12 protein-coding genes are annotated in these 14,551 nt (G+C 66.6%); 8 read left to right on the forward strand and 4 right to left on the reverse strand.

The window, feature by feature from the left end; all coding sequences use genetic code 11:
- Positions 1-9 precede the first annotated feature (9 nt).
- From hisG to pyrE, 6 genes are all read left to right on the forward strand, one after another.
- Positions 10-657, forward strand: a complete 648-nt coding sequence (hisG, locus tag E7773_RS14220) for an ATP phosphoribosyltransferase (RefSeq protein WP_293992549.1) — start codon at positions 10-12, stop codon at positions 655-657.
- Positions 654-1,946 carry a histidinol dehydrogenase gene (gene hisD / locus E7773_RS14225; protein ID WP_293992552.1) on the forward strand — a complete coding sequence of 431 codons (1,293 nt, stop codon included), beginning with the start codon at positions 654-656 and terminating at the stop codon, positions 1,944-1,946. Before hisG ends, hisD begins: the two co-directional genes overlap by 4 nt.
- A gap of 17 nt (positions 1,947-1,963) precedes the next feature.
- Positions 1,964-2,422: a transcription antitermination factor NusB gene (nusB, locus tag E7773_RS14230; RefSeq protein ID WP_293992554.1), complete on the forward strand. Its 459-nt coding sequence runs from the start codon at positions 1,964-1,966 to the stop codon at positions 2,420-2,422.
- Entirely contained in the window at positions 2,409-3,308 is a 900-nt protein-coding gene (gene thiL, locus E7773_RS14235) for a thiamine-phosphate kinase (protein ID WP_293992557.1), read from the forward strand. Before nusB ends, thiL begins: the two co-directional genes overlap by 14 nt.
- Positions 3,309-3,404: 96 nt before the next feature.
- Complete coding sequence (locus E7773_RS14240; RefSeq protein ID WP_293992560.1) at positions 3,405-5,516, forward strand: sodium-translocating pyrophosphatase; 2,112 nt, start codon at positions 3,405-3,407, stop codon at positions 5,514-5,516.
- 73 nt (positions 5,517-5,589) lie between these two features.
- Positions 5,590-6,183 carry an orotate phosphoribosyltransferase gene (pyrE, locus tag E7773_RS14245; RefSeq protein WP_293992564.1) on the forward strand — a complete coding sequence of 198 codons (594 nt, stop codon included), beginning with the start codon at positions 5,590-5,592 and terminating at the stop codon, positions 6,181-6,183.
- 64 nt (positions 6,184-6,247) lie between these two features.
- Here pyrE and E7773_RS14250 read toward each other — a convergent pair whose 3' ends face one another.
- Genes E7773_RS14250 through E7773_RS14260 form a run of 3 tightly spaced genes read right to left on the reverse strand, consistent with a single transcriptional unit; the run spans position 6,248 to position 8,997 of the window.
- Positions 6,248-7,000, reverse strand: a complete 753-nt coding sequence (locus E7773_RS14250; protein WP_293992566.1) for an isocitrate lyase/phosphoenolpyruvate mutase family protein — start codon at positions 6,998-7,000, stop codon at positions 6,248-6,250.
- 18 nt (positions 7,001-7,018) lie between these two features.
- The gene (locus E7773_RS14255; RefSeq protein ID WP_293992568.1) at positions 7,019-7,819 is read right to left on the reverse strand and encodes a LytTR family DNA-binding domain-containing protein; all 801 of its coding nucleotides are present in this window, start codon (positions 7,817-7,819) and stop codon (positions 7,019-7,021) included.
- The gene (locus tag E7773_RS14260) at positions 7,816-8,997 is read right to left on the reverse strand and encodes a histidine kinase (RefSeq protein WP_293992570.1); all 1,182 of its coding nucleotides are present in this window, start codon (positions 8,995-8,997) and stop codon (positions 7,816-7,818) included. The genes E7773_RS14255 and E7773_RS14260 overlap by 4 nt, the downstream gene beginning before the upstream one ends.
- 93 nt (positions 8,998-9,090) lie before the next feature.
- Between E7773_RS14260 and E7773_RS14265 the strand changes: the two genes are divergently transcribed.
- Positions 9,091-9,495, forward strand: coding sequence for a hypothetical protein (locus tag E7773_RS14265; RefSeq protein ID WP_293992571.1), 405 nt, complete (start codon positions 9,091-9,093; stop codon positions 9,493-9,495).
- A 48-nt stretch (positions 9,496-9,543) separates the two neighbouring features.
- A complete protein-coding gene (locus E7773_RS14270) occupies positions 9,544-11,772 on the forward strand; it encodes a TonB-dependent receptor (protein WP_293992573.1) in 2,229 nt (742 codons plus the stop codon).
- 58 nt (positions 11,773-11,830) lie between these two features.
- Here E7773_RS14270 and E7773_RS14275 read toward each other — a convergent pair whose 3' ends face one another.
- Positions 11,831-14,497: a TonB-dependent receptor gene (locus E7773_RS14275; protein ID WP_293992574.1), complete on the reverse strand. Its 2,667-nt coding sequence runs from the start codon at positions 14,495-14,497 to the stop codon at positions 11,831-11,833.
- Between the last annotated feature and the right edge of the window lie 54 nt (positions 14,498-14,551).

Here is a 14,551-nt window from a genome sequence, read left to right on the forward strand (position 1 = left end):
GCCCCGCGCATGGCCGCGCCCATCGTCATCGCCGTCCCCAAGGGCCGTATCCTCGCCGAGGCCGCGCCGCTCCTCGCGCGCGCCGGGATCGAGCCCGAAGCGGCGTTCGCCGACGAGGACAGCCGCGCGCTGCGGTTTGCGACGAGCAACCCCTCCATCGACCTGATCCGCGTCCGCGCGTTCGACGTCGCGACCTTCGTCGCGCACGGCGCGGCACAGCTCGGCATCGTCGGGTCGGACGTGCTCGCGGAGTTCGACTATCCCGAGCTCTACGCGCCCGTGGATCTCGGCATCGGCCATTGCCGGCTCTCCGTGGCCGAGCCAGCCGAGCTCGCCGCGACCGACGATCCGCGCGGGTGGAGCCACGTTCGCGTGGCGACCAAATACCCCTACCTCACGCAGCGCCATTTCGAAGCGCGCGGGGTGCAGGCCGAGTGCGTCAAGCTGAACGGCGCGATGGAACTGGCGCCGACGCTCGGCCTCGCGCCGCGGATTGTCGACTTGGTCTCGTCGGGGCGCACGCTCAAGGAAAACGGGCTGGTCGAGGTCGAAGTGATCGCCGAGGTCACCAGCCGCCTGATCGTCAACCGCGCGGCGTTCAAGACGCGGGCCGAGCTCGTCCCGCTGGTCGATGCGTTCCGGGGGGCAGTGGCGTGATCAAGCTCTCGACCTCCGAACCGGGCTTCGACCGCCAGTTCGAGGCGCTGGTCGAGGCGCGGCGCGAGACCGACCAGGATGTCGCACGCGACGTGCGCATGATCGTCGCCAGCGTGCGCGACGAGGGCGATGCCGCGGTCCACGCCTTCACCCGCAAGTTCGACAATCACGATCTGAACGAGACCGGCTGGCGGATCGAGAAGGCGGAGTGGCTCGCCGCGCACGACGCGCTCGCGCCCGATCTGCGCGCCGCGCTCGAACTCGCCGCCGAGCGGATCGTCGCCTATCACGTCAAGCAGAAGCCCGCCGACAGCGACACGACCGACGCAGTCGGCGCGCGGCTGGGATCGCGGTGGCGCGGGGTCGATGCGGCGGGGATCTACGTGCCCGGCGGCCGCGCGGCCTATCCCAGTTCGGTCCTGATGAACGCGATTCCCGCCAAGGTCGCGGGGGTCGAGCGGCTGGTGATGGTCACGCCGACGCCCGACGGGAAGGTCAACCCATTGGTCCTCGCCGCCGCGCACATCGCCGGGGTCGACGAGATCTGGCGGATCGGCGGTGCGCAGGCAATCGCGGCGCTCGCTTACGGCACGGGGCGGATCGCGCCGGTCGATGTCGTGTGCGGCCCGGGCAACGCCTGGGTCGCCGAGGCCAAGCGCCAGCTGTACGGCGTGGTCGGGATCGACATGGTCGCGGGGCCAAGCGAGATCGTCGTCGTCGCGGACGGGCGCAACGACCCGCAGTGGATCGCCGCCGATTTGCTGAGCCAGGCCGAGCACGACCCGTCGAGCCAATCGATCCTGTTCACCGACTCCGCCGACCTCGCGCGCGCGGTTGCCGACGCGGTCGACCTCCAGATCGGCGAGCTCGCCACCGCGAAAGTCGCGCGCGCGTCGTGGGACGCCAACGGCGCGATCATCGTCGCCGCCGATCTAGCCGAAGCGATGCCGCTGGTGAACCGCCTCGCGCCCGAGCATCTCGAACTGGCGTGTGACGACGCGGAAGCGCTGTTCGACATGGTCAAGCACGCCGGGTCGGTGTTCCTGGGCCGCCACACCCCCGAGGCAGTCGGCGATTACGTCGCCGGGCCGAACCACGTCCTCCCCACCGGCCGCCGCGCGCGCTTTTCGAGCGGGCTGTCGGTGCTCGATTTCATGAAGCGCACCAGCTTCCTGTCGCTGAGCGACGCCGCGCTCGCCACGATCGGCCCGGCGGCGGTGACATTGGCGGAGGCGGAAGGACTGCCCGCGCACGCCCAATCTGTGGCCTTGCGCCTCGGCGTCCGCTGACCGATAGGCACGCGCAAATGTCACGCCGAACTGCCGCCCGATCCAAGGCCCGCGCCGCCGCGCGCCTCGCCGCCACGCAAGCACTCTATCAGCACGAGATGGAGGGCATGGCGCTCGCGCCGTTGCTCCACGAATTCCACCAGCACCGGCTCGGCGCGACGATCGAGGATGCCGAATACGCGCCGGCCGACGAGGATTATTTCGACGATATCGTGACGGGAACGCTGGCGCGAACGGGGGAGATAGACGCGCTAATCGCCGCCAAATTGTCCAAGGACTGGAACCTCGAGCGACTCGACAAGCCGATGAAGGCGCTGCTCCGCGCCGCGACCTACGAACTGCTCGCGCGCGCCGACACCGCGACGGGGACGGTGATCAGCGAATATGTCGATGTCGCGAAAGCGTTCTATGATCGGCGCGAGGCGGGGTTCGTCAACGGGCTGCTGGATGCGGTGGCGAAGGATGCACGAGGCTAAGTTCCTCGCCGCGTTGCGCTCGTTGCCGCTGCACGAGGGCGCGCGCGGGCTGACCGACGATACGGCGACGCTGGCTGGGCTGACGATCACGACCGACACGATCGTCGAGGGTGTTCATTTCCTTCCCGAGGACCCGCCCGAGGATGTCGCGTGGAAGCTGGTCGCGGTAAACCTGTCCGACCTCGCGGCAAAGGGGGCGAGGCCGGAGGGCGTGCTCCTCAACTATCCTATAGGTTCCCCAGCACAGGGTTGGGACAGCGGCTTTCTCACCGGATTCGGCGAAGCGCTGGCCGCATTCGGGTGCCCGCTGCTGGGCGGCGACACCGTGTCGTGGCCGCTGGGCGCGCCGCGCGTGCTGACTCTGACGGCGTTCGGTCGCGAGGGCGCCGCAGTGCTGCGGTCGGAAGCGAAGGCCGGCGACGCGCTCTGGGTGACGGGCACCATCGGCGATGCAGGCGCCGGATTGCGGATCGCGCGCGGTGAGGATGGTTCGCCCGAATTGCTCGCGGCATACCGCCGCCCGACTCCGCGCCTCGCCGAAGGCCGCGCGCTGGCCGCCCACGTCCACGCCATGATGGACGTGTCCGACGGCCTGTTGCTCGACGCCATACGGATGGCCGAGGCGAGCGACCTCGCGGTGGCGATCGACCTCGCGCTCGTGCCCCTATCCGCCGCCTATCGCGCCTTCGCCGGAGACGACCGCGCCGCGCGGATCGCAGCGGCGACGGCAGGGGACGATTATCAATTGCTGTTCGCAGCGGCCGCCGACCGGACCCCGCCCGTCGCCGCCACGCGGATCGGCGCATTCGCCGCCGGCGCGGGCCTGACTCTCAAGGACGGCGCGGAGCCCGTCCCGCTCCCGGCCAGCCTCGGCTTTCTTCACTGATCCGACGCGCTTGCACGCCGCGCCCGCACCGGTATAGCAAGCGCCACCTAGGGAAGCGCGCGGGCACCAAGTCGGCGCAATAAAGGGGAAACAAGAATGACGATCGTGTATGCGGCCATCGTCTGCGGCCTGATCGCCGTGGCCTATGGCATCATCACCAGCATGCAGGTGCTTCGCGCACCCGCCGGCAACGAAAAGATGCAGGACATTGCCTCCGCGGTGCAGGAGGGCGCCAAGGCTTATCTCGGCCGGCAATACACCACCATCGCGATCGTCGGTGTGGTCGTCGCGCTCGTGCTGTTCTTCACGCTTGGCGGGCTGTCGACCGTGTCCTTCCTGATCGGCGCAATCCTGTCGGGCATCGCCGGCTTCATCGGTATGAACATCTCGGTCCGCGCCAACGTCCGCACAGCGGAGGCCGCGCGCGGTAGCTTGCAGGGCGGTCTGACGATGGCGTTCCGCTCGGGCGCGATCACCGGGATGCTGGTGGCGGGGCTCGGCCTGCTCTCGATCTCGGGGATCTTCTGGTACCTGGTCGGGGTCAAGCACCTCGCGCCGGGCGACCATGAGATCGTCGCTGCGCTGACCGCGCTGGCGTTCGGCGCCTCGCTCATCTCGATCTTCGCGCGGCTCGGCGGTGGCATCTTCACCAAGGCCGCCGACGTCGGCGCCGACCTGGTCGGCAAGGTCGAGGCGGGCATTCCCGAGGACGACCCCCGCAACCCCGCGACGATCGCCGATAACGTAGGCGACAACGTCGGCGACTGCGCCGGCATGGCGGCCGACCTGTTCGAAACCTATGTCGTGACGATCGGCCTCACCATGGTGTCGATCGCGCTGCTGCTCCCCGACGCCGGCAATTTGCTTCAGCTGATGACGCTTCCGCTGATCGTCGGCGGCGTGTGCATCATCACTTCGATCATCGGCACCTATCTCGTCCGTCTCAGCAAGAAAGAGTCGATCATGGGCGCGATGTACAAGGGGTTCTGGACCACCGTCATCCTGTCGGTTCCGGCGATCTTCTTCGCGACGCAGTACGTGCTCGGCGATATGGCCACGCCGATCGTGACCGCCGCCAAGACGTTCACCGGCGCCAAGCTCTTCTGGTGCATGATGATCGGCCTGGTCGTTACCGGATTGCTCGTCTGGATCACCGAATATTACACCGGCACCAACTATCGCCCGGTCAAGTCGATCGCCAAGGCGTCGACCACCGGCCACGGCACCAACGTTATTCAGGGTCTGGCGATCAGCCTTGAGTCGACCGCGTTGCCGACGCTCGTCATCGTCGTCGCGGTGATCGCCACGTTCCAGCTCGCGGGCATTATCGGCGTGGCGTTCGCCGCGACGTCGCTGCTCGCGCTCGCCGGGATGGTCGTCGCGCTCGATGCCTACGGCCCGGTCACCGATAACGCCGGCGGCATCGCCGAAATGGCGGGGCTGCCCGACGATGTCCGCCATCGCACCGACGCGCTCGACGCGGTCGGCAACACGACCAAGGCGGTGACCAAGGGCTATGCGATCGGCTCGGCGGCGCTCGCGGCGCTGGTGCTGTTCGGCGCCTACACGACCGACCTCGACCGCTACGCGGCGGCGCTCAACATCGGCCATATCGATTTCCAGCTCAGCAACCCGTACATCATTGTCGGGCTGCTGCTGGGGGCGCTCCTCCCCTACCTGTTCGGCGCGTTCGGCATGACCGCGGTCGGCCGGGCGGCGGGTTCGGTGGTCGAGGATGTCCGCGCGCAGTTCGCCGCGGACAAGGGCATCATGGAAGGGACCAGCCGTCCCAACTACGGCCGCACCGTCGACATCGTCACCCGCGCGGCGATCAAGGAAATGATCGTCCCGTCGCTGCTCCCGGTGCTGAGCCCCGTGGTCGTGTTCTTCGTCGTCCAGGCGGTAGCGGATCGCGAGCAGGGCTTCGCCACGGTCGGCGCAATGCTGCTCGGCGTGATCGTCTCGGGCCTGTTCGTCGCCATCTCGATGACCTCGGGCGGCGGCGCGTGGGACAATGCCAAGAAGTATATCGAGGACGGCAATTACGGCGGCAAGGGCAGCGAAGCCCACAAGGCCGCGGTCACCGGCGACACGGTGGGCGACCCGTACAAGGATACGGCGGGCCCGGCGGTCAACCCGATGATCAAGATCACCAACATCGTCGCGCTGCTGCTGCTTGCGGCGCTGGCGGCAGGTCACGCCGGTTGACGCTAAGCTAGGCTTGATCGAAGGGAGGGCGCTGCCGGCGACGGCGGCGCCCTTTCCTTATGAGGAGACCGTAATGGCCGCCGCTTACGACCGCGAGGCGCTGCGCGCTTTGCTCGCCCAGCGCACCTTCAAGCGCGGCGAGTTCCTGCTCGTGTCGGGCAAGCGCAGCCGGATCTATTTCAATATGAAGGCGACGATGATGACGCCCGAGGGCGCGGCGCAATGCGCGCGCGGGCTATTGTCGGTGCTGGTTGGCCTGGAGGCGGATTACGTGGCGGGGCTGGAGATGGGCGCGGTGCCGTTGCTCGGCGGGATCGCCGCGGCGAGCTGGGAGGCCGGGCGGCCGATCGGCGCGGTGTTCGTGCGCAAGGCGGCGAAGGCGCATGGAACGTCGCTGATGGTCGAGGGACTCGACGATGCGGGCGGCGAGACCCTGGCGGGCAAGCGCGTCGTGCTGATCGACGATGTCGCAACGAGCGGCGGGTCGATCCTGAAGGCAGCGGACCAGATCGCCGAGGCGGGCGGCGTGATGACCGAAGCGATCGTTATCCTCGACCGCGAACAGGGCGCGAGCAGGATGCTGGCGGAGCGTGGGATCACGCTCCACACGTTGTTCACCGCGACCGATCTGGGCGTGACCGACGAGGATCGGCGGCCATTGGACTAAGGTTCCTTGTACTCCCGCGAAGGCGGGAGCCCAGTCTGGGTCCCCGCCTTCGCGGGGACACACGTTAGCGCCAGTTGATCGCCGGGCGCGCCTGTTCCTCCAGCCACGCCATCGCGGCATGCCACGGCCCGCCCCCATAGCTGACCCGTGCGACGCCGACGTCGGCGAACTCGCGGGCATGCTGGGTCGCGCCGGGGATGATGTTGATCCGCGCACCCGTGCGTTTGACGATATCCGCGATCGTCGCGACGTCGCGCAAACCGGGCACGAAGATGCCGCTCGCGCCCGCCGCGACATAGGCCTGCGCGCGCTCGACGGTGTGGTCGACCAGCGACGCGTCGTGTTGTTCCTTGGGGGTACGCAGATAGAGGTCCACGCGAGCGTTGATGTAGAACGCATCGCCCGCCCCGCGCCGCGCCGCCGCTATTCGGTCGGCCGCTACGGCGAGCGGATAGACACCCTCGCCGCCGATCACCGAATCCTCGAAATTGCACCCGACCGCGCCGGTCGCGGCGAGCCTGGCGTGGTTCGCGGCGACGCCCTCAGGATCGGTCGCATAGCCGCTTTCGAAATCGATCGAGACGGGCACGTCGACCACCCCCATGATCCGCCGCGCGTTGTCGAGCGCGAGGTCGAGCGGGAGTTCCTCGCCGTCGTGAAAGCCGAGCGATTCCGCCGCGCCGTGGCTCCCCGTCGCGATCGCCTTCGCGCCTGCTTTGGCGATCGCGACCGCGCTGCCCGGGTCCCAGCAATTGTAGATGATCAGCGGGTCGCCGGGGATGTGCAGCGCGGCGAAGGTTTCGTACTGGCTGCTCATCGTGTCCTCCCCGGCTTTTTAGTGAACGAACCGCGCCACCACGTCGCGATAGCTACGGCTGACCTTCACCTGTCCACCCGAATCGAGCACCAGGAAGCATTCGCCGTTGGTGTGCGGTTTGACCTGACGCACCAGGTCGAGGTTGACGATCGTCGAGCGATGCACGCGCTGGAACCGGCGCGGATCGAGGCGCTTTTCCAAGTCCTTCATCGTCTGGCGCAGGATCAGCGTGTTGTCGCCGGTCTTGATGCACATGTAATCGCCCGCCGCCTCGACCACTTCGATCGTGTCGACATCGACGCGGAAGATCTTGCCGCGGTCCTTGATGTTGATGAGCTTTTCGAAGCGGCTCGACGAATGGTCGCCGCCGCCGTCGGCGATCTCGTCCGCGGCTTCGGGCGCGACCTCGGCCAGCGCTTCCTTGTATTTCTCGACTTCCTCCGCGCCGCGCTTCTCAGCCAGCCGCTGGCGCACGCGCTCGAGCGTGTCGGCGAGCCGCGATTCCTCGACCGGCTTGACCAGATAATCGACCGCCTGTGCCTCGAACGCGCGCAGTGCGTGCTCCGAAAAAGCGGTGACGAACACGAACAGTGGCGGCTCGACCTCCATCAGCCCCTGCACCACCGAAAAGCCGTCGAACCCCGGCATCTGGATGTCGAGGAACACCAGGTCGGGCTTGTTGGTCTTGATGCTGCGGATCGCTTCGCGGCCGTTGGCGCAGCGGTCGATGATCTCGACATCCTCGTGCGCTTGCAGGCGGAGTTCGAGTCCCTGGATCGCCAGCGTCTCGTCATCCACCAAAATCGTTCTGATCGTCATGCGGCCTCTCTATTCGGATCGTCCAACTGGTACGGAATCTCGATCTCCACGACAAAGCCGCCCCCTGGCGTCGATCGACTGTCAAAACGGTGGTCAGGCCCGTACGCCTGAACCAGCCGGTCTCTTATATTGGCGAGCCCCACGCCGGTTGAAAGGCTTGGGCCTAACTTGTTCTCGATCAACCCCGGCCCCGAGTCCGACACGGTAATCCGCACGCGTTCGCCGACAAGCCGTGCCGAAACCGCGATTTCCGCCCCCTCTTCGCTTGGGGACACCGCATATTTGATCGCGTTTTCGACGAGCGGCTGGAGCAGCAGCGACGGCAATCGCGCGCGTTCGGCACGCGGGTCGATCTCGAACGCCGGGCGCAGCCGGTTTTCGAACCGCATCTTCTCGATCTCGAGATAGAGCTTTAGCGTCTGCACTTCCTGCGCGACGGTGACGTGCGCGGTCGGCTCGTAGACCAGGGTGAAGCGCAGGAAATCCGCCAGCCGCGACAACATCGCATTGGCGCGCTCGGTCTCCTTCAAGAGCACCAGCGTCGAGATCGAGTTGAGCGTGTTGAACAGGAAGTGCGGGTTGAGCTGGTAGCGCAGCATCGCCAGCTGCGCCGACGACGCCTGCGTCCCCAGCCGTTCGAGCTGGTCGTTCTGCTCCTCGACGATCAGGTAGAAATTGATCCCGAAATAGAGCGCCGACCAGCCGGCGAGCACGGTGAAGGTCAGGAACAGCTGGCTGACGATGCTCTTGAGCGTCACGCCGGGCGCCGCCACGATCCCGCTGAACCCGTCGCCGGGGGTGAAGAGACTGAGCGCGAGCGCGTTGATCGTCGCCATCAGGAACGTCGCCACGCCGAGCGTCAGCACGGTGAACAGGATCTCGCGCAGCCGCGGCAGCCGCCGGTAATAGGCGTAGAGCGTCGACAGCAGGACGGTCACGCAATAGCCGACGATCGCCTGGAGCAGGATCGTGACGAACGCCTGGCCCGACAGGGTATTGGCGATCGAGAAGGTCGAGACCGAGCGGAGCAGGACATACCCGCCCCAGCCCACCGCCTGGAGCCGCCAGAACGCCTTGCTCCTGTCCTCGAAGAACGGGCGCGAAAAGATCGCGGGGCGCCAGAAGCTGGGCTTGGTCACCGCATCGGGCGGATCGGCGGGGGCGGGCAGGCTGGCCATGGGGCGGCGCCCTTATACGCGATGGCGCGAATCGGGAAAGGCGCGGGGAATAATGTTGGTCGGCGCCGCGTCCTGCGATTAAGGAACGCCACGATGACCATCCGCTCGCCCTCCCCTGCACGCCGGTTCGCCTGGCTGATGCTGCTGGTCGGCGTGCTGCTGGCGCGTGGGCTCACGCCCGAGGGGTGGATGCCTGTGGCGGGCGCGGCGGGCGGGATCGAGATCGCGCTGTGCAACGGCATGGGTCCCGACGACACAATGGTGCTGACGCCCGACGGCAAGCTGCACCACAAGGCGCCGGCGAACGGACAAAGCGGCGATCACCCGTGCGCTTTCGCCGGGCTTGGCATCGCCGACGCAGCGCCGCCAGTGCCGGTGATCGTCGCGCCGCCATCACCGGTCGACGCTGCTCCGGCGCTTGCCAAGATCATCGCCACGCCTGGCCGCGGTCTCGCCGCGCCGCCGCCGCCCGCGACCGGACCGCCAGCCCTCGCCTGAACCACTGCCGCACCTGCGGCTATTCGTGTTTCAGCAAGGGAATTTTTCGTGTTCACCGATAAGCGCGCGCTGTGGCGCGCCTCGCTCGCCGTGCTCGCGGCGACCGTCGCCCTGCCCGCCTGGGCATCCGATCCCGACGAGGATCAGCGCCGCGACGACATCACCATCACCGGCCAGCGCGAGCGCCCGATCGCGCCCTCGCCCGGCACCGCCGCCTCGACCGACGCCGACACGATCGCGCGCACCGTCAACGCGATGAACGTCGAGGACACGGTCAAATATCTGCCGAGCCTGATCGTCCGCAAACGCCATATCGGCGACACGCAAGCGCCGCTCGCGACACGCACCTCGGGGCTCGGCGCGAGCGCGCGCAGCCTGATCTACGCCGACGGCGCGCTCTTGTCCGCGCTGATCGGCAACAACAATACCTCCGCCTCGCCCAAATGGGGTCTCGTCAGCCCGCAGGAAATAGCTCGCATCGACGTGATCTACGGCCCGTTTTCGGCGGCCTATCCGGGCAATTCGATCGGCGCGGTGGTCAATATCACGACGCGGATGCCCGACAATTTCGAAGGCACGGTCACCGCAGGTACGAGCGTGCAGACGTTCGATCTGTACGGGCGCCGCGACACCTATCCGGCGTATCAGTTCGGCGCGACGCTGGGCGACCGGTTCGGCCCGCTGTCGCTGTTCGCCAGTTACGACCATGTCGCGAGCCGCGGCCAGCCGCTCGGCTATACGACCGCGACAGCCGCACCCGCGGGGACCGTTGGCGCCATCGCCGACGTCAACCGCTTCGGCCAGCGGATCGCCGTGCTCGGCGCAACGGGGATCGAGGACCAGCGCCAGGACCGGTTGAAGCTGAAGGCTGCGCTCGACCTGACTCGGGCGGTCCGCCTGACCTATGTCGGTGCGCTATTCCTCAACCGCACCGATGCGCGGTCCGACACGTTTCTGAAGACGGTCGCGACGGGCGCCCCCAATTATCCGCTTGCGCTGAGCAGCGGGGTGTACCGCACCGACCAGCGCCATTGGTCGCACAGCCTGTCGCTCGGCGGATCGAGCGGCGCGGTCGATTGGCAAGTGATCGGCACGCGCTACATCGTCGACCGCGACGAGCAGCGCATCGCGACGACCGTCCTACCGTCCGCACTAAGCGGCGGCGCGGGGACGATTATGCGGATGAACGGCACCGGCTGGGCGACGCTCGATGCGAAGGCGGCGTGGCGTGTCGGCCCAGCCGACACGCTGAGCGCCGGTGCGCATTGGGACCGCTTCACGCTGTCGAGCAACCGGTACACCGCGACCGACTGGATCGCAGGTAGCGCCGGCGCGCTCAACCAGCAATCGGCGGGCAAGACCCGGACCGCGGCGATCTGGGCGCAGGACGATTGGACCATCACGCCACCACTGACGCTGACCGTCGGCGGGCGCTATGAATGGTGGCGCGCGTCCGATGGCTTTAACTTTCCTGGCCCGCCCGCCCCCCCAACGACCCAGCCGGCGCTGGCGGCGGCGAAATTCTCGCCCAAGGCGACGCTCGCGTGGACCTTCGCCAAGGGTTGGACCGCGCGCGCGTCGTTCGGCGACGCGTGGCGCTTTCCGACGGTCGGCGAGCTCTATCAGATCGTCACCACGCCGGTCGCCGCCGTGCCCAACCCCAACCTCCGCCCAGAGCATGCGCGATCAGAGGAGCTCGCGATCGAGCGCGTCGATGCGAAGGGCTCGCTTCGCCTGTCGCTGTTCAACGAGATCGTGTTCGACGCGCTGGTCTCGCAGACCGGCCCGCTCAACGGCGGCCCCATGCTCGCGACCTTCGTCCAGAATGTCGAGCGGACGCGTGCGAGGGGGCTGGAACTGGCGTTTGCGCGCACCGACCTGGTCCCGCGCGTCGACCTGTCGGGCAGCCTGACCTATGCCGACGCGACGACCCGCGCCGACGCCGCGTTCCCTGCCGCGATCGGCAAGCGGATTCCGACCGTGCCCGAATGGAAAGCGAGCCTCGTCGCGACGTGGCGCCCGGTCGACGGCATCGCGCTGACCGCCGCCGGGCGCTACGCCAGCCGGCTCTACGGCACGCTCGACAATAGCGACCTGGTCGGCAACACCTATCAGGGGTTCGACCACTATCTGGTCGTCGACCTGCGCGCGCAATTCACGGTGGCGAAGCGCTACACGCTCGGGCTGGGCGTCGATAACGTCGGCAACGACAAATACTTCCTGTTCCACCCTTTCCCGCAGCGCACGTTCCACGCCGATCTGACGGTGCGGCTGTGACACAAAAAAGACCGCCGTCCCGGTTGGAACGGCGGCCGATTTTTGACTGCGAGATCGATTAGAACTGAACGTTGAGCGTTCCGATGAAGGCCCGCGGGCTGCCGATCTGCGCGAACGGCACGCTGTACTGAGTGGTAGCACCACCCGAGAACCCGCCAACGTAGAACTCGTTGAACACGTTCTGCACGTTGAACTGGAAGTAGGTGGTCTTGTTGAGACCCAGCCATTCCAGGCTCACGCGAGCGTCGAGATCGACCGTGGTGTAGGCCGGCGTTTTGGCCGGATACACCTGGTAGGAAACACTGGCGGTCGGACAGGCCGAATTCACGACGGTGCCCGTGCACTGCAAGTTGGGCAGATTCTGGTCATTGACGTAGCGAGGCCCGGTCCGCTTGGCCTGCACCGCCAGCGACACTGGTCCGAACGTGCCCTGAAGACGGCCGCCGAACGTATACACCGGCGCGCCCGATTCACGCTTGCCGGCGGTAAGCGCATAAATCGTCTGGCCAATTGCCGTGCAGTTTGCGGTCGTCACCGTGGTGCAGGTGCCGAGCACGACGTTGTTCTTGATTTCCGACTTCATGTACGAGCCGAAGACATAGGCCACGACTTCGGGGATCGGCTTGTACGAAATGCTGCCGTCGATGCCGTACTTATCGACGCGGCCGAGGTTGCGGTAGAACGTCGTCTGCGTGTCCGGATCGTACGCGCTGGCCAGCCGGTTGGTGAAGCGCGTGTACCACGGTCCCACGAATGCCTGAATCTTGCTCGTCGTGTAGCGGAACCCGGCATCGAAATTGTCCGAGGTTTCCGGCACCGGCTTCGCCTGCGCCGACCCGACCGGGTAGTAGAAGGCGTTGTACAGATTGTCCGTACCCGGCACCTGCAGGCCCTTCGAATAGTTCACGTACACGGTCGCACCGCCGCCGAACTTGTAGGTCAGGCCGATGTTCGGCAGCACGCGATTATAGCGGTAAGTCCGCGACTGCGGCGGCGCAAAGCCGGTGACGACGTTCGTCGTCGAGTTGAAGCTGTACGGGTTGAAGCCCGCATAAGCGGTGTTCGCCGCAGTATTGCCGCGGCCGAAGCAGTCGAGGAAACCGCTCGAGCTGGTCGTGAAGCAGAAGTTGTTCAGCTTACGAACAAAGAACGGCGCGCGGACGCCGATGCTCGCGGTCAAATGGCCAAACGTCCCGCGATATTCGCCCGCCACCTGGTCGAGAATGGCGAACGACAGGCGGTCGCGCTTTTCGACGATGTTGCCGTTCGAATCGCGCAGCGGGTTGTTGATCGGGAAGACGTCGGTCGGATAGCCGTCCGGCGCCAGCTGGTTGAGCTCGCCGGTCTGCCGGTGACGGCCGTAATCGTGCGAATAGGCGATGCGCAGCGTGTTGTTGCTGTCGATGTCGTAACGCAGCGAGGTGATCAGGCCGTAGCGGTGCGTGACCGTCTGGCTCGGCGCGAGCAGAGTAACTTGGTCGAGCGTATCGCCGTCACCGTTCAGATCGCGGCCGAAATAATAGCTGCCACCAATGAAACCAGGCTGGTTGTTGACGCCGGCCGTGGGGTCGATGTCGCGCAGCTGCTCGCGGCCCGTCACCGTGCCGCCGCCGTTCGCCTTGACGTACTGGAAGCTGGCGTCGGCGGTGAACACGAGGCCGGGAGCCAGCGTAAAGCGCGACCCGAAACGGATGCTGCCGGTGTTCGAAGGATTGTAGCGCTCGTCGAAGCTGCTACCGCAGGTGACACCGTTGTTCGACGCACCGGGCGCGTTAACCGTGCCCGTGGTTTGCGCGGTGCCCGCGACGGCCGGCGTCGTCAGGCAGCGCGCGATCGTATATGGCAGTTCATTCTGACTATAGGGGAAGCGATTGCTCGATCCCGTGCCCGGCGTGCGCAACGTCAAGTTGGTCGGGCTGATGGTGGTGTCGATGCGCAACGGCGCCGAGCCGAAGAAGTTGTTGCGGTTGACGTTATAGTTGCCGGCCAGCGAGATGAAGTCGCCGTTCGAGCCGATCGGCTGATAGATGCGCGCATTGTACTGCGACTTGCGGATCTTGCCGAAGTTGTTGAACACGACGTCGTTGTTGGCGTTGCTCGCCGAAATCCACGCCTTGGTGCCGAACGACGTGAAGCGGCCGGTGTTGAGCAGGCCGAACACGCGGAAGAAGTTGTAGTCGCCGACCGAGCCCTGGAGGCGTGCGCCGAAATCGTCGGTCGGGACGATCGTCGTATAGTTGACGGTCGAGCCCGAGGCGGCAGCGGTCGGGCTGTCAACGTCGGTCGAACCGTAGCTGACGTTGACCTGCTGGATCAGTTCGGGATCGAGCTGCTGGTTCGAATAGAGCGCATAGTTGCCCGTATCGTTGAGCGGAACGCCGTCGAAGGTCAGCCCGATGCGCGACGAGTCGAAGCCGCGGATCGTCAGCGTACCGCCGGCCGAGCCGAACGGATCGTTGTTCTGGAAGCTGACGCCCGGCAGCGAGTTGATCGTGTCGAGAATCGAGTTGCCCGGGGTCTGCTTGGAGATGAACTCCTGCGTCAGGACGCCCTTGGCCTTGCTGCTGTCGGGGATCTGCACGCCGCCGACGCCGCCCTGCGTGCGAGTCGAGGTGATGACGATGTCGTTATTGTCGAAGTCGGTCGAACCGGTCGACTGCGCGTAGGCCGCGCCCGGAAACAGCATCGCGACTGCGGCCGCGCCGATAAGCAATTGAGTTCGCATGGTATTCCCCTATGAGCGGTAAATCGCCCGATGCGTCGAATCCGCGCACCTTCC

The organism is Sphingomonas sp., assembly GCF_004799495.1.
GTDB lineage: Bacteria > Pseudomonadota > Alphaproteobacteria > Sphingomonadales > Sphingomonadaceae > Sphingomonas.